This window comes from Streptomyces sp. NBC_00286, from assembly GCF_036173125.1.
Lineage (GTDB): Bacteria > Actinomycetota > Actinomycetes > Streptomycetales > Streptomycetaceae > Streptomyces.
The window spans coordinates 8288048-8314003 of the sequence record NZ_CP108054.1 but is presented as its reverse complement, the minus strand read 5'-3'; the positions used below and the strand labels follow the sequence as shown (position 1 = coordinate 8314003).

Below are 25956 nucleotides of genomic sequence, written 5' to 3'. Positions count from 1 at the left end.
CAAATCACCCGCCCCCGCCGGACCAAGGGCCCGCCCCGAACCCCCCGCCACCGACGGAGTCTCACGTGGCCTCATCATCACGTCCGTTCGAGCGCCCCACCCACGCGTCCACGTCGTAGCCGCGCTTCTCCCAGTAGCCGGGACGGACGTCCGACGTGAGGGTGATGCCGGAGAGCCACTTCGCGGACTTGTAGAAGTACATGGGGGCTACGTAGAGGCGGACGGGGCCGCCGTGGGAGTGGGACAGGTCCTTGTCCTGCATACGGAGGGCGACGAGAACGTCGTCGCGGCGGGCCTGGGACAGCGTCAGGCTCTCCGAGTACGCACCGTCGAAGCACGTGAAGCGCACCGCTCCGGCCGAGGACCGCACCCCGGCCGCATCCAGCAACTGCGAGAGCCGTACGCCTTCGAAAGGCGTGTCCGGCACCCGCCAGCCCGTGACGCACTGGACGTCGCGGACCATCCGGGTCTGCGGCAGGGCGCGCAGCTCGGCGAGCGTGTACGTGGCGGGGCGGTCGACCAGGCCGTCGATGGTGAGGCGGTAGTCGTCCTCGCCCTTCTTCGGGACGGACGAGGTGACCGAGTAGTAGCGGAAGCCGCCTCCGTTGGGCAGGAGGCCGGTCAGTCCGGTGGGGTCCTTGTCGGCGGCGCCGCCGAGGAACGACTCGAGGCCCCGCTGGAGCGTGGGCGCGGCGGCCACACCGAGGGCGCCGAGCCCGAGCGTGCCGAGCAGAAGCCGCCGCCCTATGGGGGTGCCGCCGGGCTCCGGTTCCGATGCTGTCGGCTGTTCCGACGGTTGTTCCGGGTTCACGAAACGATTCGAGCACTCCCGGCCCCGGGAAAGCCAGGGACCAGGAGTGCCCGTCAGTAATCCGTAACCACTAGTTCGTAGCCACCAGCCCGTAGCCCGTAGCCCGTAGCCCCTAATTCGTGCTGGACTCCGCCGCCTTGTCCAGCTGGAACGCCTCGTTGCCAAGCCCGATGCGGGCGTGCGCCTCCGGGTTGCGGGAGCGCAGCAGCAGGCCCTGGAGGAGGCCGAGGACGGCGGCCAGCAGGATGATGCCCGGCAGCACCCAGGTCGCCAAGGAACCGGGGCCCGCGCCCACGAGTATGTCGAAGTCCGTGACGGTGTAGAAGGCGATGACCAGGAGCGAGACGCCCGCGATCGCGGAGGCGGCCAGCCGCCAGACCTGTGCGCCGGCGGCGCCGCGGCGGACGAAGAACACGATGACCGAGAGCGAGGCCGCCGCCATGAGCAGGATGACGCCGAGCGCTCCGATGTTGCCGAACCAGGTGAACAGCTGCAGTACGGGAGCGGTCGGGTCACCGGTCGGCTTGTCGTCGGCCACCGCGAAGCCGGCCACGACCAGCACGGCGACGACGGTCTGCAGGAGCGAGCCCGTGCCGGGGGCGCCGCTCGTGCCCGACGTGCGGCCGAACGCGGCGGGCAGCAGGCCCTCGCGGCCCATGGCGAAGGCGTACCGCGCGACGACGTTGTGGAAGCTGAGCATCGCCGCGAACATGCCGGTCACGAACAGGACATGGAGTACGTCCGTGAAGGTCCCGCCGAGCCGCGACTCGGTGAGGAAGAACAGCAGTCCGGCACTCTGTTCCTGTGCCGTGCCCACGATCGCCTTGGGTCCGGCGGCGACGGTCAGCGCCCAGGAGCTGATCGCGAAGAACACGGCGACGAAGCCGACCGCGAGGAACATCACGCGCGGGACCAGGATGTGCGGACGGCTGGTCTCCTCGGCGTACACGGGGGCCTGTTCGAAGCCGAGGAAGGCGGCGACGCAGAAGCACAGCGCGGTGCCGAGACCTGCCCCGGTGAGCGTGTCGGGGTTGAAGGCGTGCAGCGACAGACCCTCCCCGGCGGGGTCGGCGACGGCCGCGAAGTCGAAGATGACGACGAGCGCCACCTCGATGATCAGCAGGATGCCGAGCACGCGCGCGTTCACGTCGATCTTCAGCCAGCCGAGCAGACCGACGACGATCGCGGCCACCAACGACGGTATCCACCAGGCGATTTCGAGTTCGAGGTACGTGGCGAACAGTCCGGACACCTCGAAGCCGAAGATGCCGTAGATGCCCACCTGGAGGGCGTTGTACGCGACGAGCGCGACCGCCGCCGCACCCGAACCTGCGGTGCCGCCGAGGCCGCGGGCGACGTACGCGTAGAAGGCGCCGGCGTTGTGGACGTGGCGGCTCATCTCCGCGTAACCGACGCTGAAGAGGACGAGCACCACGCCGAGGATGACGAAGAGCAGCGGCTGGCCGACGATGCCCATCACCGCGAATGCCGTGGGCATGACACCCGCTACCACCATGAGCGGGGCGGTGGCCGCGAGCACGGACAGCAGCAGGCCCGCCGTGCCGAGCCGGTCGGCGCGCAGTGCGCGCTCCTGCCCCTTGAAGGTGCTGATGCCGCTGCCTTCGGCTGCCGGTCTGCTCTCACTCGTAGTGCTCGAGGGGTTCGAACTGCCCGTCGTCATCGCGGGATTGTCCTTTCCAATATCAAGTTCGGATTTGACTGTTCTTCACGCCGTGCCGAGCACGCTGTCGCGTGCTGCACGGAAGGCGGTGTACGGATCTCGGTCGGGGTACGACCACGGGGCCGGGGTCGCGTGCGGTCCGATCCGGTGGAACAGGGCGGCGGCCTCGGCGCCCCGGCCCTCGCAGAACTTGGCGTGGGCAAGGAAGTTGAGGTCGACATGGCTGCGCGGATGGTCGTCGCGCTCCCATTCCAGCCACCAGTCGAAGGCGGCCTTCATCACCTGGCGGGCCCGGCGGCCGACCCAGTGCCCGGAGGCCGCGGGATCGGTGGGTTCCCAGCCGGCGGCGGCCAGCACGCGATAGCGCTCGGCGTGCGCGACGACCGGCAGGATGGCCAACGGCGAGTCGGCGGGCGCCTGTTCGGCGGACCAGCCGGCGAAGTCGTACACCTCGTGCAGCGGATCCTGGCCCGCTCCCGGCCTGCGCTCGGCGAGCCGGGCGGTCATCAGGTGGTGGGCGTGGTGGTGGTCGGGGTGGCGATGGCGTACCTCGTCGAAGATCCGGACCACGTCCTCGTCGCTGCCCAGGGTGCGCTCCAGCATCAGCAGTCCGAGCCAGGGCGTGGGGTCGGCGGGCGCGAGCGCGACCGCGCTGTGGCAGGCCTTGCGCGCCTTGTCCGGCTTCTCCTTGCGGTTCAGGGCGCGTTGCACGGAGGCGACGGCGAGCAGCACGGCGGCGTCGGCGGACTCGGGTTCGGCGAGCAGCCAGTCGCGGGCCCAGGCCTGCGTACTGGATTCCTGCGCCAGCACGGTGACGCGATGCCCGCGGCGGTCCCAGTCGTCGCCGGTCGCCACCAGCAGCGCGCGTACGGCGGTCCAGCGGCCCTGCGCCAACGCGGCGCGGGCTGTGATGAGTTCGGTGTCTCCGAGAGCACTGTCGAAGGCATGGGCCGCGCGCTTGCGGCCGCGGCCGAGGGGTGGGGGTGGGGACACCGCTGGACTTCCTCACACGGCGGTCACATCAGCGACTGATCACGCACAGCCAACCTCCACCCAAGGCCCACGTCAAGCCTTACAAATGGCTTATTTGTGTCTGTACACCACTGGAAGTGGGCAACGAGGGCCGGGAGTTGAGCCCCAGCCCTCACCTTTTCCCCTCAACTCGCCCCTCAGCTCACCGCCTTCGCCGCCGCACGGCCCGCCGTCCGGCCCGAGAACAGACAGCCGCCGAGGAACGTCCCCTCCAGGGAGCGGTATCCGTGCACTCCCCCGCCGCCGAATCCGGCCGCCTCCCCCGCCGCGTACACGCCGGGCAGCGGATCCCCGCCCTCGGTCAGCACGCGCGAGGAGAGGTCCGTCTCCAGGCCGCCGAGCGTCTTGCGGGTGAGGATGTTGAGCCGTACGGCGATCAGCGGGCCGGCCTTGGGATCGAGGATGCGGTGCGGTGAAGCCGTACGAATCAGCTTGTCCCCGAGGAACTTGCGTGCCCCGCGCATCGCCGTGACCTGGAGGTCCTTGGTGAACGGGTTCGCGATCTCCCGGTCGCGCGCGGTGATCTCGCGGCGCAGCACGGCCTCGTCGAGGAGCGGCTCCTTCGTGAGCGCGTTCATGCCGCGGACGAGTGCGCTGAGGTCCTTCTCGACGACGAAGTCGACTCCGTTGTCCATGAACGCCTTCACCGGACCGGGCACGTCCGCCCGCGCCCGTACGAAGACGTCCCTGACGGACTTCCCGGTCAGATCAGGGTTCTGCTCCGAACCCGAGAGCGCGAACTCCTTGCCGATGATCCGCTGGTTGAGCACGAACCACGTGTAGTCGTACCCGGTCTTCATGATGTGCTCCAGCGTGCCGAGCGTGTCGAAGCCCGGGAAGAGTGGCACGGGCAGCCGCTTGCCGCGCGCATTCAGCCACAGCGACGACGGTCCGGGCAGGATGCGGATGCCGTGGTTGTCCCAGATGGGGTTCCAGTTCTGGATGCCCTCGGTGTAGTGCCACATGCGGTCGCGGTTGATGAGGCGCGCGCCCGCGTCCTCCGCGATGGCGAGCATCTTGCCGTCGACGTGCGCGGGCACGCCGGAGATCATCCGCTCCGGCGGACTGCCAAGCCGCTGGGGCCAGTTGGCCCGTACGAGGTCGTGGTTGCCGCCGATGCCGCCGGAGGTGACGATCACCGCCTGCGCGCGCAGTTCGAAGGCGCCGGTGACGGTGCGGCTGCTCTCCTGGCCCCGCTCGATGTTCGAGGGCTCCAGGATCTCGCCGGTGACCGTGTCGACCGTGCCCGCGCTGCGGGAGAGGCCGGTGACGCGGTGGCGGAACTTGAGCTGTACGAGCCCGCGCGCGACGCCGGCTCTCACTCTGCGCTCGAAGGGCTCGACGAGACCCGGCCCGGTTCCCCACGTGATGTGGAAGCGCGGTACGGAGTTGCCGTGGCCGTTCGCGTCGTAGCCGCCGCGTTCGGCCCAGCCGACTACCGGGAAGAACCGTACGCCCTGGGCGTGCAGCCAGGGCCGCTTCTCGCCGGCCGCGAAGTCGACGTACGCCTCGGCCCACTTTCGTGGCCAGTGGTCCTCTTCGCGGTCGAACGCCGCGGTGCCCATCCAGTCCTGGAGGGCCAGGGCATGGCTGTCCTTGATCCGCATACGGCGCTGCTCGGGCGAGTTCACGAAGAACAGTCCGCCGAACGACCAGTGCGCCTGGCCGCCGATGGACTGCTCCGGCTCCTGGTCGAGAAGGATCACCTTGCGACCGGCATCGACGAGCTCCGCGGTCGCCGCCAACCCTGCGAGGCCCGCCCCGATCACGATCACATCTGCGTCGTACGCCATGAGCAGGCCCTCCTCGGCTTGTTACTGGTCGGTCAGATCCTTGGCCACGCGACGTGACTGCGTCAACCTGTTGCCTCCGGCGGTTGGGCGGTTGGGTTCGTTTTTTGGTGCGGGTTGCCTCCAGCGGTTGGGTTCGTTGTCGACTGACGGTCCGTTGTGGCTGGTCGCGCCCACGCGGCGGAGCCGCAAATTGACACAGCCCCGCGCCCCTGAGGTGGGTGGTGGGTGCGGGGCCGCGGTCCGGTGCGTCAGCCCGTCGCCAACAGGGCATACGGCCCCTTGCTGACACAGGGTTCTGGTGTGCCCAGACCGAAGCTAGGCGACGGGCATAGGACGCACCGGCCCACGTCCCCTCCCACCGGCGGAAAGCTGCCGGTTTCGCTGTGGCTGGCGAGCATGGCGACTGGTGAGCTTTGTCGCGGACGGTTCCGGGAGCGCCCCTCCAGGGGCGCGGGGAACTGCGCGACCAGCCACAACGCACCCGCAGCCGCGACACGACTGTCACCCACCACCCCGGTAGGCACCCCACCCACCCCGCCGGAGGCAGCGGGGCCTGGGGGGCGCGCCCCCAGTTTCGGGAAGGGGCGGGGCTGGGGAAAGGAACCGCCACGACGGACCCGCAGTCGCCCATGCACCGAACCCACCCACCCAGCAGCCACCCCCCGCCCATATAGGGTCCTGATGTGATCGAATTTGCGCGGAACGTCCGCCTGTGGTTCGCCCCGGCGCGAATCCGGGAGGACGGCGGCACGCCGGACTACCGGTTCTCGCTCGCGAACGAGCGCACGTTCCTGGCCTGGCTGCGCACAGCCCTCGCCCTGATCGGCGGCGGCTTCGCGGTGGATCAGTTCCTGCCAGACCTCCGGTGGGGCTGGCGCGTAGGCCTGGCCCTCGGCCTCCTCGCCGCAGGCGTCCTGTGCTCGCTGCGCGCAGTGAACCACTGGGTACGCTGCGAGCGAGCGATGCGCAGGGGCGAGGACCTGCCCGTGTCCCGCTTCCCCGCCCTGTTGAGCATCGTGATCGCGATCGTCGCCATCGCGATGGTCGTGATCGTGCTCTTCGGCTGGGAAGGCTGACAGCGACATGACCACACCCGACCACGGCCCTCAGGCCACCCGCGACCCCGGCCTGCAACCGGAACGTACGCGGCTCGCATGGCGCCGTACGACCCTCGCCGGCACCGTCGTCGCCGTACTGGCCGCCAGAAGCGCCCTGCACAGCGGCCCGACGGCCGCAGGGGTCCTCACCTGCGCCCTGTGCGCAGCACTCTGGCTGGGCTTCCTCACCGTCGCCCATCACCGCATCAGCACCCTGACGACGACCGAGCGGAGCGGCCCCGCTGCGCTCAGCCCGAGGCACGCGAGTGCCGCCGCCCTGTGCACCGTGGCCCTGGCCGGGTGCGCGGCGGTGCTGGTGCTGTGAAGACCCGGGGCGCGGACCCGCTCGCGTACATTTGCGCAGGCCGGGTAGCGAACAGCAGACCCCGCGCGATCGAGACCCGCGAAAAGACCGATCACGTTTCGCCGCCGCACTGGACGACATACCGACCGGTCGGCATCATGAGAGAACCCCATACACCGGCGTACGGAGGAACACGATGAGCCAAGACCACCCGCCAGGTCTCGATCTCGACCGACTGCGCGGCCTGCTCGACGCCGAGCGGCCCGGTCTGGTGCACGGCCCGCTGACGGGCCGGCTGATCGAAGGCGGACGGTCGAACCTCACGTACGCCGTGACGGACGGCAGCGCGCAGTGGGTCGTACGGCGGCCTCCCCTGGGCCATGTGCTGGCCACCGCGCATGACATGAAGCGCGAGCACCGGGTGATCAGCGCGCTGCACCCGACGGCCGTGCCTGTGCCGCGTCCGGTGCTGCTGTGCGAGGACACGGAGGTACTGGGCGCGCCGTTCTACGTCATGGACTTCGTGGAGGGCACCCCGTACCGGACGGCCGAACAGCTCGCCTCGCTCGGCCCTGAGCGCACCCGCGACGCGGTGCTGAGCCTGGTCGACACGCTCGTCGAACTGCATGCCGTGGAGCCCGCCGAGGTGGGGCTGGAGGACTTCGGCCGTCCCGAGGGCTTCCTGGACCGGCAACTGCGGCGCTGGGGAAAGCAGTTGGACGCCTCCCGCAATCGGGAGCTGGCCGGTATAGACGAGCTGCATGCCGCGCTCGGGCGCGAGTTGCCGGACTCCCCCACGGCCACCGTCGTGCACGGCGACTATCGCCTGGACAACGTACTGATCGGGGAAGGCGACCGGATCAACGCCATCCTCGACTGGGAGATGTCCACGCTCGGTGATCCGCTCACGGACCTCGGGCTGCTGGTGATGTACAGCCAACCGCTCGGCGCGCCCGACTCTCCGGTGTCCACGACCGCCGAGGCCGCCGGGCATCCGGAGCCGGCCGAACTGATCGAACGGTACGCCGCGCGCTCGGGGCGCGACGTGACCGCCGTCTCCTGGTACACAGCGTTCGCCTGGTTCAAGCTCGCCGTGATCCTCGAAGGCATCCACTACCGCTACACGCTCGGCCAGACGGTCGGCGCGGGCTTCGACCGCATCGGCGAGCTGGTGCCCGTGTTCATCGAGCACGGTCTGACCACCCTTCAGGAAGGCTGATCAGCCATGGACTTCGCTTTCGACGCGCGCACCGAGGAGCTGCGGGCCAAGCTGCTCGCCTTCATGGACGAGTACGTCTATCCGGCCGAGACAGTCGCTCATGAACAGCGGGCCAAGCTCGCCTCGCCGTGGGACACCCCCGCTGTCGTAGAGGAGTTGAAGGCCGAGGCGCGGCGGCAGGGGCTGTGGAATCTGTTCCTGCCGGACACCGAGTACGGGGCCGGGCTGACGAATCTCCAGTACGCGCCGCTCGCCGAAATCACCGGCCGTTCCCCGCAGTTGGCGCCTACGGCGACGAACTGCGCGGCGCCCGACACGGGCAATATGGAGGTGCTCGCGCAGTTCGGCGACGAGCAGCAGAAGAAGCAGTGGCTACAGCCGCTGCTGGCCGGTGAGATCCGCTCGGCGTTCGCGATGACCGAACCGGAGGTGGCCTCCTCGGACGCCACGAACATCACCACGCACATCGAGCGCGACGAGGGGGGTACCTCCCGCTCGAGCGGAGCCGAGAGTGGGGGAGAGTACGTCATCAGCGGCCGCAAGTGGTACATCTCCGGGGCGATGAACCCGGAATGCAAGATCTTCATCGTGATGGGCAAGACGGACCCGGACGGGGACGACATCCGCCGTCAGCAGTCCATGGTGCTGGTGCCCCGCGACACCCCGGGCGTCGAAGTCCGCCGTGCGATGCAGGTGTACGGCTACGAGGACCACTCCCACGGCGGGCACGCGGAGGTCGTCTTCGACCGGGTGCGAGTTCCCGTGAGCAATCTGATCGGCGAGGAGGGCGGCGGCTTCGCCATCGCGCAGGCGCGGCTGGGTCCGGGTCGTATCCACCACTGCATGCGGCTGATCGGCATGGCGGAACGGGCCATCGAGCTGATGTGCCGCCGAGCCGTCTCGCGCACCGCCTTCGGCAAGCCGCTCGCTCAGCAGGGCGTCGTACAGAACTGGATCGCGGACGCGCGCGTGGCCGTCGAGCAGCTGCGGCTGCTGGTCCTGAAGACGGCCTGGATGATGGACACCGTCGGGAATCGCGGTGCGCACACCGAGATCCAGGCGATCAAGATCGCGACTCCGCGGACGGTCGTCGACATCCTCGACAAGGCCGTGCAGCTGCACGGCGCGGGCGGCGTCAGCCAGGACTTCCCGCTGGCCGAACTCTGGGCGAGCGCCCGCACACTGCAGCTCGCGGACGGTCCGGACGAGGTGCACCAGCGCTCGCTGGCACGCCGCGAGATCAAGCAGTACCTCTAGGGGCGCAGGGCCCGTAGCAGCAGGTCGGCGAGATGGTCGGCGACCTGCTGCGGGCTCAGCGGGCCGTCGGGGCGGTACCACGTCGGCAGGTGGTGGACGGAGCCGAAGTGGTAGTCCACGACCAGGTCGGCGGGCGTCGCCTTGGAGAAGACGCCCGATTCCTGGCCCTCTTCGATCAGGGCGCGGAAACGTTCGTGGTAGCTGCGGCGCTCGGCGCGTACCTGCTTGTTCTTCTCGGGGCTGAGGTGGTGCATGGAGCGCCAGAAGATCGCCGCGTCGTCGAGGTTCTCGATCGTGGTGACGACCACGTCGGCAGCGGCCCCCCGCAGCCGCTCCTCGACGGGTGCCTCGGCGCCCGCGAAGGCGTCCAGCCGCTCCTGCTGCAGGCGCAGCACGCGCGCGTACACCTCGTGCAGCAGATCGTCCTTGGAGCCGAAGTAGTGGTACAGCGCGCCTTTGGTGACGCCCGCCGCCTCGACGATCTCCTGCACCGAGGTGCGGTCGTACCCCTGCTCGGCGAAGAGTCTGGTGGCGGCCGCCAGCAGCCGCCTCGGAACGGGCGTACCGTCCCCTTCCATCGTCTTGGGCACCGCCGCCACCTGCCTTTCGAGGGTCACAACCGTTTTCCGCGCTGCCCGCACTGACGTTGTGCGTAAGCAGCTCCCGCCGGAGGATCTTCTCACTGCCCGGTTTCGGCAAGCAGGGCAGGTTCACGACCTGGCACGGGTCTTGTACGTGGACAGTCTCTCTCCTCGCAACGGAGCCGGTGCGCCGGGGTCCGACTTGACCGCGTACAGGTGAGTCGTCACCCTCCGTCGGCCTCCCATTTCTGCTGAATGTGGTTCATACTCGTCAGCCACCGGTCCGGGTCCGCGGCCCGTGCCTGGTAGTACCCGGCAACCTCGGGGTGCGGCAGGATCAGGAAACGGTCCTCCTCGATGCCCGCGACGAGCGCGTCCGCAACCGCTTCCGGCTCGATGGCGGTCGGCTGGAGCACAAGATCGCCCGCGCTGCCCGTGGCGGCCAGCATGTCGGTCCGTACGCCCTGGGGGCAGATCGCGTGCACCTTGATGCCGCGATGCCGGTACGTGAGCGACAGCCACTCGGCGAAGGCGTAGGCCCCGTGCTTGGTGACGCTGTAGGGCGCGGCGCCGACCATTGTGAGCAGCCCGGCAGCCGAGACAGTCGAGATGAACCGGCCGCTGCCCCGCTCCAGCCACCCGGGGATCAACTCATGCGCCGCACGCACGTGCGCCATCACGTTCACATCCCAGGCCGCCGCCCAGACCTTCTCATCGGCGGCTTCCGTACCCGCGGACGGGAGCCCGGCGTTGGCGCAGTAGACGTCCACCGTGCCACCGAGTACGTCACGAGCCTCGGCCACGATCGCGGAGGCATCTCCGGGCACCGCGATGCCACCGATCTCCTCGGCAACGGCCCGGGCCTTCACACCGTCCAGGTCATTGACGACAACCCGAGCCCCTTCAGCGGCGAACCGCCGAGCCAACGCGGCCCCGATCCCACCGCCCGCCCCGGTGACGACCACTCCGGCATCCTGAAAGGCTTCCACCCTCGGTCTCCCTCACCACGACGCGACGAGAATCGGCTCCACTGAAGGAAGCCAGACTAACCGGTCGGTATGTGCTGGGGAAGGGAACACACGCCCTGTACTGAGCCGTCAGCCACAACGCACCGGCCCGCGGCGCCCCAACGAACCCAGGGGCCCGAGGCTGTGACATCAGCGGCTCCGCCGCGATGGGGGTCCCCCCGCTCGAGCGAAGCCGAGAGTGGGGGAGCGACAAGCCCAGACAACCGGCAGCTTCCCCCACAGCCTGCGGGAGCAATACCGTCCCCCCATGCGCCTATCCAGACGAGCTCTCCTCGCAGCGACAACGGCAGCAGCGTCACTCACCCCGGCCTCCCAGGCCCAGGCCTCCTCCACCGAGCGGTCCTCCTCCGCCAAGCGCCCCAGGCACCTACGGACAGGTTTCGAGACCCTCGCCGCCAACTCCTACGCCCAGCTCAGCGGCCAGCGAACCGGCATCGTCACGAACCCCACAGGCATCACCCGAGACGCCCGCCACATCGTCGACGTCATGCACGCCGACGACCGGGTGAACCTGACCGCCGTCTTCGGCCCCGAGCACGGCTTTCGCGGCACGGCTCAGGCTGGCGGCTCGGAAGGCCGGTACGACGACCCGGCGACCGGACTGCCCGTCTACGACACGTACTTGAAGAGCGGCCAGCCGCTGGCCGACATCTTCACGGCCTCCGGTGTCGACACGATCCTCTTCGACATCCAGGACGTGGGCGCCCGCTTCTACACGTACATCTGGACGCTGTACGACTGCATGGAGGCGGCGGCCCTCGCGGGCAAGCGTTTCGTGGTGCTCGACCGCCCGAACCCGGTGACCGGCCGGACGGCCCAAGGACCCGTGCTGCACAAGGAGTTCGCGACCTTCATCGGTCGAGAGCCGATCTCGCAGGCGCACGGCATGACGGTCGCGGAGCTGGCCCGGCTGTTCAACGGCGAGTTCCTGACCGACCCGGTGCCGCTCGATACGGTCCTGATGAGCGGATGGAAGCGCTCGGAGTTCTACGACAGCTCCGGGCTGCCCTGGGTGCCGCCGAGCCCGAACATGCCGACACCCGACACCGCCCTGGTGTACTCCGGGACCTGTCTCTTCGAGGGCACGAACCTCTCGGAGGGACGCGGTACGACCCGCCCCTTCGAACTGCTCGGCGCGGAGGGCATCGACCGGCGATGGGCCCTGGAAGCCAATCAACTCGGGCTGCCCGGTGTGCACTTCAGAGAGGCCTACTTCGCTCCCACGTTCTCCAAGTTCCAGGGCAAGACGGTCGGCGGCGTACAGATCCATGTCCACGACCGGGACGCCTACGACCCCGTACGCACCGGAATCGCGCTCCTCGTCACCGCCAAGAAGGTCTGGGACGGCTTCAGTTGGCGGCCCGACAACTGGATCGACAAGCTCACCGGCTCCACGCGCGTACGCACGATGATCGACGCGGGTGCAGGCACCGACGAGATCGTGGCGGCCTGGCAGGACGAACTGACGGCGTTCCGGCGCCAGCGCCGGAAGTACTTGCTGTACCGCTGAGCACCACAGGGCACCAACGGGCGGCGGCGGGGGCGAGGAAACCCCGCCCCCGCCGCCGGCGAGAACCGCTACGCCCCCGCAGGGACCCGTTCCCGACGCCTACCGATGCGCCGGGAACTCCACGACCTGCTGATACGTGGGCCGGTTCTGCCACTGGATCGGCCGGTGCTTGATGCCACCGACCGCCCGCTGGACGATGGCGTCCGAGCACCACTGGTCGCCGGCCGAGCAGCTGTCGTCGCCCGGGTAGACCTCCTTGGCGGGCTTGGCCGCGGCCTGGCCAAGGCTCGTCAGCAGAGTGGTCCGGCACTTGTCGAGGTCGCCGTCGCCGCAGTACGTGCGGCCCAGCTTGCCCTCCACCGGGTCACCCAGGACCGTACGGAGGTCCTTGTCGACGTAGCCCCACCAGCCGTACTGGAAGGCCGAGCCCGCGTGCGAACCGGTCGGGCCGTGGCCCGCGGACGGTGACTCGTCGACCGTGAGCTCCGTGGTCAGCGCGTCATACAGCCCCTGCCCGAGCCCCGGCTTGAACTGGGCCTCGACGAGCTGCGACCACCAGGCGTCCATGACCCGGATCGCGTCCGAGTGCGCGTACTTCTTGGAGTTCGCGGACGTCTGGTTGCGCTGAGCACCCGCCTTCAGCCAGGCCTCCAGCTGGTCGACCGCCTTGGCCTGCGCCGGATCACTGATCGGCTTGCTGCGCAGAACCTTGAGGAGTTCCGGCAGCACCTGCTCGCCGCGCAGATCGACGACCGCGGCCTCAGCCATCGCCTTGGTCAGGGACGCCCTGGTGACACCCCCCTTGTCGACGAGCTTCTTCACCCGGTCGTCGAGGAGATCGCCACGATGGACCGCGCCCATGCTCATGTTGGCGGCGCTGAAGTCCTTGACCTGCTTGTTGTTCCAGGAGATGTAGTAGTCCTGGTTGAGCGACTGCGGATGCTCGGCGGGCGGCGCGAGTGCGGCGGTGTTGTGCTCCGGGTCGAAGTCCCGCCACTCGTACCCCTTCTCGGCCTTCACCGGGAAGGACCCGTCGACGTCCTTCGCGCGCACCGGGTGACTGCCGCTCATGTAGTAGGCGGTGTCACGGGAGTCCGCGTAGAACCAGTTGAAGGCGTACGAGACGTTCTGTGCCGCCTTCTGGAAGGACTTCGCGTCCTTCACGTACGAGGGGTCGTTCATCATCTGGAAGCCGATGATCGAGTCGGCCTCGTGACGGTACGTGGAGCGCAGAGTGGTGTACGCGTAGGGCTTGCCGTCGATCGTCGCGCGGTGCGTGACGATGCCGTAGTTCGTTCTGAAGACCTGCATCCGGTAGGAGCCGGCTGCCGTGGAGTCGGCGACCGACGGCTTCCAGGCGTTGGTCTTCTCCATCTTCTCCATGGGCGTGCACACGCCGCGGTAGAGGTACGACGTGGACTGCTTGGTGGGGGTGCCGCCTCCCGGCTCGCACAGTTCAAGCGCGTACGAGTCGGTGATGTCCTGGTGGGACGAGGTGGCCGACCAGGAGTAGTCCTGGCCGCGACCGAGCTGCACGTACATGCCGACGCCCGCGAACGAGACGCCGCGTGCGCTGATGCCGGGGCCCTGGAGTTCCTGCATCATCAGCAACTGGGGTGCGAAATAGCCGGTCTGCGGACCGAAGACGGCGATCGGGTTTCCGCTGGCGGTGTGTTTCCCGGAGACCATCAGGGCGTTGGACATGCCCTTCTTGGTCGCGCCGCCGCTGAAGAGGTCCTCAGGGAGCACTCCGTCGTTGAAGACTCCCTTCAGGGGCTTCAGCTTGTTCGGCGTCTTCACCGAAGAGGTGGTCGCCTTGGCGTCCGACCGGGCGGCGCCCGTGCGGTCGTAGATCAGCTGCTCCTTCTCGACAGAACCCCGATCGGGCAGGGCGACGCCCTTCGGGTCCTCGGGCTTCTTCCCGTACGGGAAGCTGCTGCCGTCGTGGAGGGTCAGTACGGTCTCGGGGTCGTTGCGTCCGCGGAACGACTCCCAGACCTTGGAGCCTTCCTCCATGCCGTACTTCTGCTGGGCCTCGAGGAGGGAGATCGCGGACTCGACCTCTCCGCCGCCGCCGGTGCCGAAGAGGGCGCCCACGACGGAGGCGAGCGCGATCATGTCGGTCACCTTGAAGGGCTCGATCTCGCCCACGTTGGTGATCGAGTCGATCTTGCCGGTGAGGACGTACTCGCCGGGGAAGTAGCGGCCGTTCTTCGCTGCCACCCGGTAGGCGTTGAGGCCGTCGACATAGGCCTTCGCGTCCTCCATGGCCTGCTTGCCGCGCTCACCGGAGTTGTTGAGCAGCCAGTCGACCTGCTTCTGGAAGTCGGCCTCCGTGTAGGGGGCCTCCGGCCAGAACTGCTGCTCCAGACCCTGGTTGGACTCCGCGCCGCCCGCGAACGGGGTCAACTCGCCCCGCCCGATGTGCCGGAAGAGGTCAATGAGCCACATACGGTCCTGGCCGGCCGCGTATCCCGCGCCGAACTCGGTGCCGTAACGCGTGCTGCCCTTGATGTGGGGGATGCCGTACTTCTTGTCGCGCGTGATCGTCACGTCGTCACGGGGCTTGGTGACGGAGGCGACCTGGTCGGAGGGAACTCCGAAGGAAGCGTCGGCGTAAAAATTCTTGAGGGTGTCGTTGGTCAGTGACGGGTACCCGGACGACAGCGCGTCGTACGGGCCGAGTTGATCGTCCGCGTGCGGCGGCACCGTACCGAACAACTGATTGCCGAGGACCTCGGCGAGCGTGGCACTGCCGTTGGCACCCGGCGGCAGGATGTCCGCGCACTGCCCCTTGCAGTAGTCGGTCGCCTCCACCTTCGGCTCCGGGTCGGCGGCTGCCGACTGTTGGAGCGGTGCAAGCAGGCCGGCAGTGAGAACGAACACTGATGCGGCCTTCAGGAACCCCGCGATTCTGCGGGGAGTTCTCAGGCCGTGGGGGGTGGTGCGTGGGGTGCGCCGTCGCATTAGTGCTCCTCCCGACGTTGATGAGCTGTTGGAGGTTACCGCCGGTAGCCCAGAAGTTGAAGATGAGCAGGAGTCACCTTTTTGCATCGCAGCGGGGACGACTGACGCGACATTGGCTGAAAGGAGCGCGGTATGCGGCTGAAATGCCGTTCCTCGCAGGGTTGATGGCGGTCATCGGAAATCGGATGGAGCCGAATCGGCTGCCGATACGTCTATTCGGCAACGTTCGTACGACGACGCCGAAGTGACCGAAGTTCAGGTGCAGGTGTGACGGAGGTGCAGGACGATGGCCGGTTTCCGGAGTCTGGCGAGACAGGTGCGCGATCCGAGGTGCGATCTGGCACTGCGGCGTTATTCACTGCGCAAGTGCCTTGAAAGGTTTGCCCCTTACGGACATCGGGCCACCTGGGACCATTTGTGCTCCCGGGCCGGGTTCGGTCCCGAGGACCGCTCACCCGATCCGGCCCGGCTGGTGGCCGCGCTCGACGAACTCGAGGAGGCGCGCTCGGTGTGGCTCGCCTACGAGGACGCGTTCGCCGAGCGCCGCAGGAAGGAGAAGCACGACGGGCTGCGCAGGCCGGGCAGTGTCGACGACTGGCACCGGCTGACATGGGGCGGTTGCGGCGTCGCATGGTGCGACGACCCCCGGGTCCACCCCCATGAACCTCTGGCGGAAGTACTCCGCCGACTCATCGCGGCCCTGGAGCGCGAGCCCGGCTCGGTCTGCCCGGTGTGCTCGGGCGACCGCCTCATCTGGAAGTACGACCTGGCCCATGAGCCGTCCTCGGGCCCGGTCTGCACGGACTGCGGAATAGTGGTTCCGCGTCCCGTTCTGACGCCTGAGGCCCTGGCGGAGTCCAGGCGGGGGCGGTTGTTGGTTTCGGTGTGAGCACGACGGGGGTGCGCCACCGTGGAACCGCACCCCCGTGCACGTGAGGCCCGTGCAACTGAAGCCGAGACAAGTGGTGCCTACGGCTGCACGACGTCCGTGTGAATGGCGAGCTTGAACTGGGCGTGGAATATCGGCACGGCGATCTTCGTGTCACCGGTTCCGCGCGCCGAGATCTTCAGGCCGAGCGGCGTTCCCGGGTGGACGAACATCTGCCAGACATAGGTGCGGTACTGGCCGCCGCGGGTCGCCTGGATGTCGGTGGTGGCCGTGGAGTTGTAACCCGTGGTGGCGTTCAGCGGGTCGCGGACGAAGCGCGCCCGGTACTCGTGCGCGCGGGCGTCCGGCTGCCAGAACACCATCGCGGACAGCACGCCCCAGCCGTCGTGGCTGGGCCAGATCAGCGCGGAGCGCGCGTCGGGGAACTTCGATGCGGAGTCTCCGCCGTGCGCCGGGTCGTGCATGTTCCAGGGGTCGTACTGCTCCTCGCCGGTCACGTACGGGAAGCGCACTAAGTGGTAGCCGTCCCGGTCGTATGTGATCCTCTGGGGCCCCGAGTGGGCGGCTTGCCACATCAGGGAACAGATGGCGACGCTCATGGGCGCTCTCCTCTTCGTTCAGTGGGCCTGGGGCCTCGGCCCTACCATGTCCGCCATGGCCCGCCCGCGTAAGCCCCTGCTCAGTACCGACCGCATCGTCGCGGCAGCGCGGGCGCTCGTGGACGCCGAGGGGCTGGCCGCCGTCTCCACGCGTCGACTCGCAGCCGAACTGGGAGTGAGCGGGCCCTCGCTCTACAACCACTTCCGTACGAAAGACCAGATTCTGGAGGCGGTCGCCGACTCGGTGAGCGCGCAAGTCGACCTGTCGATGTTCGAGGACGGCCGGGACTGGCGAACCGCGCTGCACGACTGGGCCGTCTCCTACCGGGAGGCCCTGCGCGACCACCCGAACATCGTCCCGGTGCTCGCGCGCGGCCCCGGCCGCCGCCCGGCCGGGCTCCGCCTGGCGGACGCGGTGTTCGGCGCGATGGTCGAAGCGGGCTGGCCGCCGGCGCAGGCCACGTCCATCGGCGCGCTGATGCGGTACTTCATCATGGGCTCCGCCCTCGGCTCCTTCGCCGGCGGCTTCGTGGACGACGAGAGCGCGTACGACCCCGCCGACTACCCCCACCTCGGACAGGCCCACCTCCTCGCCGAGCAGCAGGAGAAGATCGACGAGCGGGCCTTCGAAACGGGGCTCACGGCGCTCCTGGACGGGCTGACGCGACAGTACGAGCAGGTGCGGAGGACTGCTTAGCGATTGAGCGACACTTCGGTGGGCGCCGAAGTGTCCGTGCCCGATGCTGAGAGGCATGACCACGAGGGAACCGCAGGCACCGGGGCTGGCACGGCTCGCCGGACTGATCGCCGACGAGACGCGCGCCGCGTGTCTGCTGGCCCTGATCGACGGGCGCGCGTGGACCGCGGGTGAGCTCGCGCGGCACGCCGGGGTCGCCCCCTCCACGCTGAGCGAACACCTCGGCAAGCTGGTCGCGGGCGGACTGCTCGCCGAGGAACGGCAGGGGCGGCACCGTTACGTACGACTGGCCGACGCACGGGTCGCCCAGCTCGTGGAGGAACTCACCGCGCACCTCGCGCCGGGCACGGAGCGGCCGCGCAGTCTGCGGGAGTCCGGCGCCGGTTCCGCGATGGCCCGCGGGCGCACCTGTTACGACCACCTCGCCGGGCGTCTCGGCATCGCCGTCACCGACGCCCTGACCGGGCTCCAACTGCTGCGCCAGGACGCCGGGTTCGCGCTCACGGACGGCGGGCTCGCCTGGTTCGACGAGCAGGGCATTCCCCTCGTACGCACCAGTCGGCGGCCCCTCGCCCGGGCCTGCCTCGACTGGACCGAACGCCGACCGCACCTCGCCGGCCTCGTGGGCGCCGCCCTGTGCCGGCACGCACTGGACGCGGGCTGGTGCGTACGCATCGGCTCGGCTCGAGCCGTGAAGGTCACGGACAAGGGCGAGCGCGCCTTCGCGGAGCTGCTGGGAATCGAGCCGGAGACGCTCCGCTGACCTCCGCTGACTCGCACGGCGGCCCTGGCGCCCGTCGGAAATCCGCGAGCCATTCCCCCTCCACCCACCTAGCCTCAGGAGCGTGATGAAGCCTCCCCTGTCCGCCCGTCGTATGGACCTGCTGGCCGCCGGAGCGGCGGCGGTGACCGTTGTGTTGTGGGCGTCCGCGTTCGTGTCGATCCGTAGTGCGGGAGCCGCGTACTCGCCGGGTGCGTTGGCGCTCGGGCGGCTGGCGGCCGGGGCGCTGGTGCTCGGGATCATCTGTCTTGTACGCGGCGAGGGGTTGCCGCCGCGGGCCGCCTGGCCGGGGATCGTGGTGTCCGGGCTGCTCTGGTTCGGGCTGTACATGGTGGTGCTCAACTGGGGTGAGCAGAAGGTCGATGCGGGTACCGCCGCCCTGGTGGTGAACGTCGGTCCGCTGGTCATGGCCCTGCTCGCGGGGTGGTTGCTCAAGGAGGGGCTGCCGCCGCGGCTGCTGGCGGGGATGGCGGTGTCGTTCGTGGGCGCGGCGGTTGTCGGTCTGTCGATGTCCGGCGAGGGCGGCGCATCCGTACTCGGTGTGCTGCTCTGTCTGCTCGCGGCGGTGGCGTACGCGGGTGGGGTCGTCGCGCAGAAGCCGGCTCTGCGGCACGGTTCGGTGCTCCAGGTGACGACGTACGGCTGTGTGATCGGCGCGGTGGCCTGTCTGCCGTTCGCCGGTCAGCTGGTGTCCGAGGCCGGTGACGCCCCGCTGTCCGCGACGCTCAACATGCTGTATCTGGGCGTCTTCCCGACCGCGCTCGCGTTCACGACCTGGGCCTTCGCGCTGGCCCGTACGACGGCCGGGAAGATGGGCGCGACGACCTACGCTGTGCCCGCCCTGGTGGTGCTGATGTCCTGGTTGGCGCTCGACGAGGTGCCGGGCTGGATCACCCTCGTCGGCGGGCTGGTGTGTCTGGCGGGCGTCGCCGTGTCGCGGTCCCGGCCACGGGCCGCTCGGATCGCGGCTCCGGGAGCGGTTCCGGAGCCACGACCCGAGCGGGCCCCGGACTCAGCCCTCTGACCCGGCCGAATCCGAGGCAGCGGCCGAACGTGCCCTGTCCGCAAGGACCTTGATGGACACGAGCGCGATCACGGCGAGTCCGATGATGTACGCGGACACCGACATCGAGGTGTCCGTGGCCTCCAGCAGGAGCACCATCACGAAGGGCGCGAGTCCGCCGCCGAACACGGCCGCGATCTGGTAGCCGAGCGAGGCACCCGTGTAGCGCATCTCGGGGGTGAACAGCTCGGCGAACAGGGCGGCTTGGGGCCCGTACATGATGCTGAGGAAGCAACTGGCGACGAAGGTGCCGACGGCCAGCCACAGCAGTGAGCCCGTGTCGATCAGCAGGAACATCGGTACGGCCCACAGGGCGATCCCGGCCGCGCCGAACCCGTAGATCCGGATGCGGCCTACGCGGTCGGAGAGCGCGGCCGAGGCGGGGATCAGGACGAGCTGGCTGAGGCTGACGCAGAGCGAGACGGTGAGGACGGCGCCGCGTTCCATGTCGAGTTCGCGGGTGGTGTAGTCGAGGACGCCGGTGATGAGGATGTAGAACGTGGCGGTGTTCACGGTGAACGAGCCGCCCGCGAGGAACACCGTGCCGAGGTGGCCGCGCAGGATCGTGCGCAGCGGGGAGCTCTTCTCGCCCTTCTCCTTCTCGGCCAGGGCTTGTTCGGCCTGGCGGAACTCGGGGGTCTCCTCGACGCGGGTGTGGATGTACCAGGCGAGCCCGAGGACGAGCAGCCCGATCAGGAACGGCACCCGCCAGCCCCAGGACGCGAACGCGGACTCGCTGGTGAAGGCGCCGGCGAGCAGGAAGACGGAGTTGGCGGTCACCACGCCGATGGGGACGCCGAGTTGGACGACGCTGCCGTAGACGCCGCGCTTGCCCTCGGGGGCGTACTCCGTGGCCAGCAGCATCGCGCCGCCCCACTGCGCGCCGACCGCGATGCCCTGCATGATGCGCAGGACGACGAGGAGGATGGGGGCGGCGATGCCGATCGTCGCGTAGGTGGGGAGGAGGCCGATGCCGGTGGTGGCCACGCCCATCAGGGTCAGGGCCAGGACCAGCATGGGCTTGCGGCCTCGTTTGTCGCCGAGGTGGCCCGCGATGACTCCGCCGAGCGGACGGGCGAGGAAGCCCACGGCGAAGGTCGCGAACGAGGCGAGGACTCCTGCGGAGGGGCTGCCTGCGGGGAAGTACAGGTCTCCGAGGACGAGGGCCGCGGCGATACCGAAGACGAAGTAGTCGTACCACTCGACGGCGGAGGCGAGGGCGGCGGCGGTCGCCACCTTGCGGCGGTGTCTGGTGTCGGGGCTGGTGGTCGCGCCGGGGAGCGCGGAAGGTGCAGTGTCCATTTTGTGCACACTCCGGTGGGTGCGGGGACGTTCGGGGGAACGTACTGACCGGACGGTATGTAGGTCAACGGTCGTGCACGTATGGTTTTCACGCAGCTCACGCACGGGCCTCACGCACGGGCCTCACGCACGGGTCTCAGGCAGGGGCCTCAGGCACGGGTCCCAGGCAGGGCCGTCTGAGTATCCGGCTGGGATCGGCTGAGTATCCCGGCGGATGTGGCCGCGGCCACATCCGCCGATTCTTGTCCGCATGAGTGAGACACCTGTCAAGCAGCAGAACACCGCGGCCTTCTACGGCCAGGCGGTCGCTTCGTTCGCCGTCGCCATGGCCGCGACGGCCGTCGGCATTCTCCGCCTCGACGCCGACGCATGGGTGCGCGGCTTCCTGGCGATCGCCGTTCTCTACCTCGTCACCTCGGCCTTCACGCTGGCCAAGGTGATCCGGGACCGGCAGGAGGCCGGGCAGATCGTCAGCCGGGTCGACCAGGCCCGCCTGGAGAAGCTGCTCGCGGAGCACGACCCCTTCGAGAAGCTGTGACCTCCGGTCGCCCGGTCCGTGCGCTGCGCGGGCAGCACGCGGGCTAAGCGCTCGCTCAGGTGGCGAGGTATCGTGGTTCGTCCTGCCAGTGGACAGTCCGGTCAGTGGAGAACTGACAGCCGAGAAGGGGCGAACAGCGATGAGTACGGCGGAGGAAACGGCCGGCGGCGAGATGCCGCCCTGGGCCGAGGTCACCCCGGACGCGGCGCGGCGGCTGCTCGTCGCCGCGGTGGAGGCCTTCGCCGAGCGCGGGTACCACGCGACGACGACGCGGGACATCGCGGGCCGGGCCGGTATGAGTCCGGCCGCGCTCTACATCCACTTCAAGACCAAGGAAGAGCTGCTCCACCGGATCAGCAGGATCGGGCACGAGAGGGCTCTCGACGTTCTGCGGACGGCTGCCCGGGGTGAGGGCAGTGCGACGGAGCGGCTCGCGGACGCGGTGAGCTCGTTCGTGCGCTGGCACGCCGGGGGGCGCACCACCGCGCGGGTCGTGCAGTACGAACTGGACTCGCTCGGTCCGGCCGCCCGTGCCGAGATCATCGCATTGCGCCGCCAGGTCGACGCCGAGGTGCGCGGGATCATCGAGGACGGCGTCGCGAGCGGCGAGTTCGATGTGCCCGACGTGCGCGGCACCACGCTCGCCGTGCTCTCGCTGTGCGTCGATGTCGCCCGCTGGTTCAACGTGGACGGCTCTCGGACGCCGGACGAGGTCGGCGCGCTATACGCCGACCTCGTGCTGCGGATGGTGGGGGCGAGCAAGTAGCTCCCGCTGCCAGGAGTCTCCGGCCGTCGGCAGCTTCGTACGCCCTGAAGTGTCTGGGACGTACGCGCTGACGTGTCTAGAAGTAGTAGCGCGACACCGACTCCGCCACGCATACCGGCTTGTCGCCGCCCTCGCGTTCCACGGTCACCGCGGCCGTGACCTGGACTCCGCCGCCGGCCTCCGCGACCTCCTTGAGCACCGCCGTGGCGCGCAGGCGCGAGCCCACCGGTACGGGGGACGGGAAGCGCACCTTGTTGGTGCCGTAGTTGACGCCCATCTTCGCGCCCTCGACGCGCAGGATCTGCGGAACGAGCGAGGGCAGCAGCGACAGCGTCAGATAGCCGTGCGCGATGGTCGTACCGAACGGCCCGGCGGCGGCCTTCTCCGGGTCCACGTGGATCCACTGGTGGTCGCCGGTCGCGTCCGCGAACAGGTCGATCCGCTTCTGGTCGACCTCCAGCCAGTCGCTGTACCCCAACTGCTCGCCCACCGCCGCCTTCAGCTCGTCGGCGGACGTGAAGATCTTCGGCTCTGCCATGTGTCCTGGCCTCCCGCGTGCTCGGTCCTGCATGCCTAAGCGACTGCTTAGCATCGTCGGGTACGGAGCCTCTGTCAACGGACCCGGAGCGCGGGAAGCCGGGCCCTGACAACTGGGTAGGCTTCGAGTGATGCCCAAGATTCCAGAGAAGATCCACGAACTCACGGTGGGACAGCTGTCGGCCCGCAGCGGCGCCGCCGTGTCCGCCCTGCACTTCTACGAGTCCAAGGGCCTCATCAGCAGCCGCCGCACCGCGGGCAACCAGCGCCGCTACTCCCGTGACACGCTGCGCCGCGTCGCCTTCGTACGGGCCTCGCAGCGCGTCGGCATCCCGCTGGCCACGATCCGCGACGCCCTCGCCGAGCTCCCCGAGGGACGCACGCCGACGCGGGAGGACTGGGCTCATCTCTCGGAGGCCTGGCGCTCCGAACTCGACGAGCGCATCAAGCAGTTGAGCCGGCTGCGCGACCATCTCACGGACTGCATCGGCTGCGGCTGTCTGTCCCTGGAGAACTGCGTGCTCTCCAACCCGGACGATGTGTTCGGCGAGAAGCAGAGCGGTTCGCGGCTCATGGTGGAGCGTCGCCCCGCCGGGACCAAGCAGCGCAAGTCCGCCGGGCAGCGAGAGCGGGCGTGTGAGCCCGAGGGCAGCTGCTGACACAGCTGGCTTCCGGGCACCCGCCCGTTCGCCCGCCGAGCAGTCGGGCTCAGCGGCTCTCGCGTTGCGGTGGCGACGAGGACGTACGCTCCGCCCGCTCCCCCGGTTCGTCCTCGTCTTCGTCCGCGTCCTTGTCGGCGATACGTCCCTGTCGCAGCCCCAGTCCCGACGCGATCACCAGCAGCGCGCCGAGCATCACGAACGGGGCCGCAACCCCTGCGACGCCCGCCACCAGACCCGCCGCGGCCGGTGCCGCGACCTGGCCCAGGCGGTTGCCGGTCAGGCGCAGGGCGAGGGCGGTGGAGCGGGCGTCGGGTGGGGCGGCCTGGACGACCGTGGTCATGGAGAGGGGCTGGCCGACGCCCAGGCAGAAGCCGAGTGCCGCGAGGATCACGGCCAGCGCCCAGACCGGGACCGGCACGGCGATGCCCGCGCACAGGGCGGCTGCCAGCAGGCAGGTCGAGGAGAGCAGGGCGGCCCTGCCGAGCAGGCGCAGCATCGGCCCCATCACCAGTCGGCAGGCGATCGTCGCCGCCGCGCGCAGGCTGAGCAGCAGGCCGATGACGGACGGCGGGATGCCGCGGTGCTCGCCGACCACCGGCAGGTAGGCGGTGAGGATGTCCGTGGCCGACAGGACGGCGAGGCTGATGAAGATGCCCGCCGGTACGCCCCGGCGGCGCAGGATGCGGTGGACGGGGACCCGTTTCCCTTGGGCCGTACGGGACTTGGCGGGCGTACGGTGCTCGATGCGCCACAGCGAGGTGAACGCGACGGCGGCTCCCGCGCCGGCGACGATCAGGGCCAGCGCGCTGGTGCCCGCCATATCGGGGCCGCCGATCAGGGCGCCCGCGGCGATCGGTCCGACCAGTTGGCCGAGGGAGGCGCCGATGGTGAAGTGGCCGAAGTTGCGGTCCTGTTCGTGTGGGGCGGACTGGCGGGCCACGATCGACTGGGCGCCGATCACGAAGCAGAGGTGACCGAGGCCCATCACTCCGCTCCACGCCGCCATCGCGAGCAGGGAGTTGGCGACACCGCTGAGGGCGCAGCCGCCGGCGATCAGTACGACGCCGAGGGGCAGCAGGGGCGCGCACCGGCCCTGGTCGGTCCTGCGGCCCAGCGGTACGGCGACGAACAGCGGCAGCAGCGCGTACACGCCCGCGATCACACCGACGGCGGCCTCGTCCGCGCCCAGCGCGAGGGCCCGGTAGGAGACGGCGGGCCGGGCCATCGACACCGCCCCCTGCGCGAAGCTGAAGGCGATGACGAGGCGTAGCAGCCAGCCGCGGTTCCCACCGGGCCTCACGGGGTCCTCCAAGGGGTCGGAAGAAGGGGATCAGATGATTCCGAACAGGATCCCCGCACCGAGTACCACGAGGGAAGTCAGCGCAGCCCACTTGACCACGAACTTGGTGTGGTCGCCGAACTCCACCTTCGCCATCCCCACGAGGACGTATACGGCGGGCACCAGCGGGCTGGACATGTGCAGCGGCTGGCCGACGAGCGAGGCGCGGGCGATCTCCAGCGGCGAGACGCCGTGTGCGGCGCCGGCTTCGGCGAGCACCGGCAGGACGCCGAAGTAGAAGCCGTCGTTCGACATGAAGTACGTGAGCGGCAGGCTCAGGAAGCCGGTGACGATCGCCATGTGCGGGCCCATGCCCTCGGGGATGCCGTCGACGAGCCACTTCGCCATGGAGTCGACCATGCCGGTGCCCTGGAGGACGCCCGTGAAGACGGCGGCGGCGAAGACCATGCCGGAGACGTTGAGGACGTTCTCGGCGTGGGCGCCGAGGCGGGCCTTCTGGTCGGGCATGTGCGGGAAGTTGACGGTCAGGGCGAGCGCGGCACCCAGGATGAACAGGACCGGGATCGGCAGCCACTCCATGATCATCGCGGTGAGGAGGGCGACCGTGAGCAGCGCGTTGAACCAGTACAGCTTGGGGCGCAGCGTCGGCCGGTTGGGGTCCAGACCCTGGAGCCGTACGTCGTCCTCGTCATCGTCCGCGGCCACGGCATCCGTCCCGGAGCCCGCGCCGCCGGTGGTCTTGCCCGTGCGGCCCTTGCCGTCCCCGGAGCCACCGGCACCCGCGCCCACCAGCACCGTCTCGGTCTCCGGCTGCTTCTCGTCCTCCTTCTCCAGGACGACCTTGTCCGACTCCAGGACCTCTTCGAGGCTCAGCACCCCGAGCCGCTTGCGCTCGCGGAGGCCGAGTACGTACGAGAGGAAGATGACGAAGAGCAGGCCGACGGCGAGGGCCGGGATCATCGGGACGAAGATGTCGCCGGCGTCGAGCTTGAGCGCGGTGGCGGCGCGGGCGGTGGGGCCGCCCCAGGGGAGGGTGTTCATGACGCCGTTGGCGGTGGCGGCGACGCCGGTCATCACGACCAGGCTCATCTTGAGGCGCTTGTAGAGCGGGTACATCGCCGAGACCGTGATCATGAAGGTGGTCGAGCCGTCGCCGTCGAGCGAGACGATCGCGGCGAGCAGGGCCGTACCGACGACGATGCGGAGGGGGTCGGCCTTGCAGAACTTCAGGATGCCCCGAACGATCGGATCGAAGAGCCCGACGTCGATCATGACGCCGAAGTAGACGATGGCGAACATCAGCATCGCGGCGGTGGGCGCGAGTTGGCCCACTCCTTCGATGACGTAGTCGCCGAGATGGGCACCCTTTCCGACGAACACACAGAAGAGTGCCGGGATCAGTACGAGCGCCGCGATCGGCGACATCTTCTTCATCATGATCAGGACCAGGAAGGTCGCGATCATGGCGAAGCCAAGGAAGGTGAGCATGTGGATACCTAACGTTCGCCCTTGAACAGCCACCAGGGCCGGCGGTTGGGGCGA

Annotated in this window: 24 protein-coding genes; 12 read left to right on the top strand and 12 right to left on the bottom strand. The window is 69.3% G+C overall.

Annotated elements, in window-relative coordinates; translation table 11 throughout:
• Positions 1–61: 61 nt before the first annotated feature.
• The 4 genes from OHT21_RS37620 to OHT21_RS37605 all read right to left on the bottom strand — a co-directional run bounded on the left by OHT21_RS37620 (position 62) and on the right by OHT21_RS37605 (position 5317).
• Positions 62–811 (bottom strand): molybdopterin-dependent oxidoreductase, encoded by a 750-nt coding sequence (locus OHT21_RS37620; RefSeq protein WP_328772735.1) that lies wholly within the window; start codon positions 809–811, stop codon positions 62–64.
• A gap of 112 nt (positions 812–923) precedes the next feature.
• Entirely contained in the window at positions 924–2492 is a 1569-nt protein-coding gene (locus OHT21_RS37615; protein ID WP_328772734.1) for an APC family permease, read from the bottom strand.
• Between the two features lie 45 nt (positions 2493–2537).
• A complete protein-coding gene (locus tag OHT21_RS37610) occupies positions 2538–3485 on the bottom strand; it encodes a hypothetical protein (protein WP_328772733.1) in 948 nt (315 codons plus the stop codon).
• A gap of 176 nt (positions 3486–3661) precedes the next feature.
• A complete protein-coding gene (locus OHT21_RS37605) occupies positions 3662–5317 on the bottom strand; it encodes an FAD-binding dehydrogenase (protein ID WP_328772732.1) in 1656 nt (551 codons plus the stop codon).
• Between the two features lie 683 nt (positions 5318–6000).
• On the opposite strand from OHT21_RS37605, the gene OHT21_RS37600 reads away from it, so the two are divergent.
• The 4 genes from OHT21_RS37600 to OHT21_RS37585 all read left to right on the top strand — a co-directional run bounded on the left by OHT21_RS37600 (position 6001) and on the right by OHT21_RS37585 (position 9194).
• Complete coding sequence (locus OHT21_RS37600) at positions 6001–6393, top strand: YidH family protein (RefSeq protein WP_328772731.1); 393 nt, start codon at positions 6001–6003, stop codon at positions 6391–6393.
• Positions 6394–6400: 7 nt separating this feature from the next.
• Positions 6401–6739 (top strand): DUF202 domain-containing protein, encoded by a 339-nt coding sequence (locus tag OHT21_RS37595; protein WP_328772730.1) that lies wholly within the window; start codon positions 6401–6403, stop codon positions 6737–6739.
• Between the two features lie 175 nt (positions 6740–6914).
• Positions 6915–7937 carry a phosphotransferase family protein gene (locus tag OHT21_RS37590; RefSeq protein ID WP_328772729.1) on the top strand — a complete coding sequence of 341 codons (1023 nt, stop codon included), beginning with the start codon at positions 6915–6917 and terminating at the stop codon, positions 7935–7937.
• Positions 7938–7943: 6 nt separating this feature from the next.
• On the top strand, positions 7944–9194 hold the full coding sequence (locus OHT21_RS37585) for an acyl-CoA dehydrogenase family protein (RefSeq protein ID WP_328772728.1): 1251 nt from the start codon (positions 7944–7946) through the stop codon (positions 9192–9194).
• Here OHT21_RS37585 and OHT21_RS37580 read toward each other — a convergent pair.
• Together OHT21_RS37580 and OHT21_RS37575 are read right to left on the bottom strand one after the other, a co-directional pair.
• Positions 9191–9784, bottom strand: a complete 594-nt coding sequence (locus tag OHT21_RS37580; protein ID WP_328774374.1) for a TetR/AcrR family transcriptional regulator — start codon at positions 9782–9784, stop codon at positions 9191–9193. The two genes, OHT21_RS37585 and OHT21_RS37580, sit on opposite strands and share 4 nt — an antisense overlap.
• A gap of 215 nt (positions 9785–9999) precedes the next feature.
• Positions 10000–10764, bottom strand: a complete 765-nt coding sequence (locus OHT21_RS37575) for an SDR family oxidoreductase (RefSeq protein WP_328772727.1) — start codon at positions 10762–10764, stop codon at positions 10000–10002.
• A 286-nt stretch (positions 10765–11050) separates the two neighbouring features.
• On the opposite strand from OHT21_RS37575, the gene OHT21_RS37570 reads away from it, so the two are divergent.
• Positions 11051–12313: an exo-beta-N-acetylmuramidase NamZ family protein gene (locus OHT21_RS37570; protein WP_328772726.1), complete on the top strand. Its 1263-nt coding sequence runs from the start codon at positions 11051–11053 to the stop codon at positions 12311–12313.
• Positions 12314–12412: 99 nt separating this feature from the next.
• Here the strand turns inward: OHT21_RS37570 and OHT21_RS37565 are convergent, their stop codons facing one another.
• Positions 12413–15280, bottom strand: coding sequence for a penicillin acylase family protein (locus tag OHT21_RS37565; protein ID WP_328772725.1), 2868 nt, complete (start codon positions 15278–15280; stop codon positions 12413–12415).
• 286 nt (positions 15281–15566) lie between these two features.
• Here OHT21_RS37565 and OHT21_RS37560 point away from each other — a divergent pair, with 286 nt between their 5' ends.
• Positions 15567–16169, top strand: a complete 603-nt coding sequence (locus OHT21_RS37560; protein WP_328772724.1) for a hypothetical protein — start codon at positions 15567–15569, stop codon at positions 16167–16169.
• An 80-nt stretch (positions 16170–16249) separates the two neighbouring features.
• On the opposite strand, the gene OHT21_RS37555 is transcribed toward OHT21_RS37560, so the two are convergent.
• Positions 16250–16768 carry a hypothetical protein gene (locus OHT21_RS37555; protein WP_328772723.1) on the bottom strand — a complete coding sequence of 173 codons (519 nt, stop codon included), beginning with the start codon at positions 16766–16768 and terminating at the stop codon, positions 16250–16252.
• 55 nt (positions 16769–16823) lie between these two features.
• On the opposite strand from OHT21_RS37555, the gene OHT21_RS37550 reads away from it, so the two are divergent.
• From OHT21_RS37550 to OHT21_RS37540, 3 genes are all read left to right on the top strand, one after another.
• On the top strand, positions 16824–17465 hold the full coding sequence (locus OHT21_RS37550) for a TetR/AcrR family transcriptional regulator (RefSeq protein ID WP_328772722.1): 642 nt from the start codon (positions 16824–16826) through the stop codon (positions 17463–17465).
• Positions 17466–17508: 43 nt separating this feature from the next.
• A complete protein-coding gene (locus tag OHT21_RS37545) occupies positions 17509–18228 on the top strand; it encodes an ArsR/SmtB family transcription factor (protein ID WP_443050519.1) in 720 nt (239 codons plus the stop codon).
• An 85-nt stretch (positions 18229–18313) separates the two neighbouring features.
• Positions 18314–19270 (top strand): DMT family transporter, encoded by a 957-nt coding sequence (locus OHT21_RS37540; protein WP_328774373.1) that lies wholly within the window; start codon positions 18314–18316, stop codon positions 19268–19270.
• Here OHT21_RS37540 and OHT21_RS37535 read toward each other — a convergent pair.
• Positions 19259–20611 (bottom strand): MFS transporter, encoded by a 1353-nt coding sequence (locus OHT21_RS37535; protein WP_328772720.1) that lies wholly within the window; start codon positions 20609–20611, stop codon positions 19259–19261. The two genes, OHT21_RS37540 and OHT21_RS37535, sit on opposite strands and share 12 nt — an antisense overlap.
• 250 nt (positions 20612–20861) lie before the next feature.
• Between OHT21_RS37535 and OHT21_RS37530 the strand changes: the two genes are divergently transcribed.
• Both OHT21_RS37530 and OHT21_RS37525 read left to right on the top strand, forming a co-directional pair.
• On the top strand, positions 20862–21149 hold the full coding sequence (locus tag OHT21_RS37530; RefSeq protein WP_328772719.1) for a YiaA/YiaB family inner membrane protein: 288 nt from the start codon (positions 20862–20864) through the stop codon (positions 21147–21149).
• 139 nt (positions 21150–21288) lie between these two features.
• Positions 21289–21915: a TetR/AcrR family transcriptional regulator gene (locus OHT21_RS37525; RefSeq protein WP_328772718.1), complete on the top strand. Its 627-nt coding sequence runs from the start codon at positions 21289–21291 to the stop codon at positions 21913–21915.
• A 76-nt stretch (positions 21916–21991) separates the two neighbouring features.
• Here OHT21_RS37525 and OHT21_RS37520 read toward each other — a convergent pair whose 3' ends face one another.
• On the bottom strand, positions 21992–22453 hold the full coding sequence (locus OHT21_RS37520) for a MaoC family dehydratase (protein ID WP_328772717.1): 462 nt from the start codon (positions 22451–22453) through the stop codon (positions 21992–21994).
• A 130-nt stretch (positions 22454–22583) separates the two neighbouring features.
• On the opposite strand from OHT21_RS37520, the gene soxR reads away from it, so the two are divergent.
• On the top strand, positions 22584–23111 hold the full coding sequence (gene soxR, locus OHT21_RS37515) for a redox-sensitive transcriptional activator SoxR (RefSeq protein WP_328772716.1): 528 nt from the start codon (positions 22584–22586) through the stop codon (positions 23109–23111).
• 49 nt (positions 23112–23160) lie between these two features.
• On the opposite strand, the gene OHT21_RS37510 is transcribed toward soxR, so the two are convergent.
• The gene (locus tag OHT21_RS37510; RefSeq protein ID WP_328772715.1) at positions 23161–24414 is read right to left on the bottom strand and encodes an MFS transporter; all 1254 of its coding nucleotides are present in this window, start codon (positions 24412–24414) and stop codon (positions 23161–23163) included.
• A 30-nt stretch (positions 24415–24444) separates the two neighbouring features.
• Positions 24445–25908 carry a CitMHS family transporter gene (locus OHT21_RS37505; protein WP_328774372.1) on the bottom strand — a complete coding sequence of 488 codons (1464 nt, stop codon included), beginning with the start codon at positions 25906–25908 and terminating at the stop codon, positions 24445–24447.
• Positions 25909–25956 lie beyond the last annotated feature (48 nt).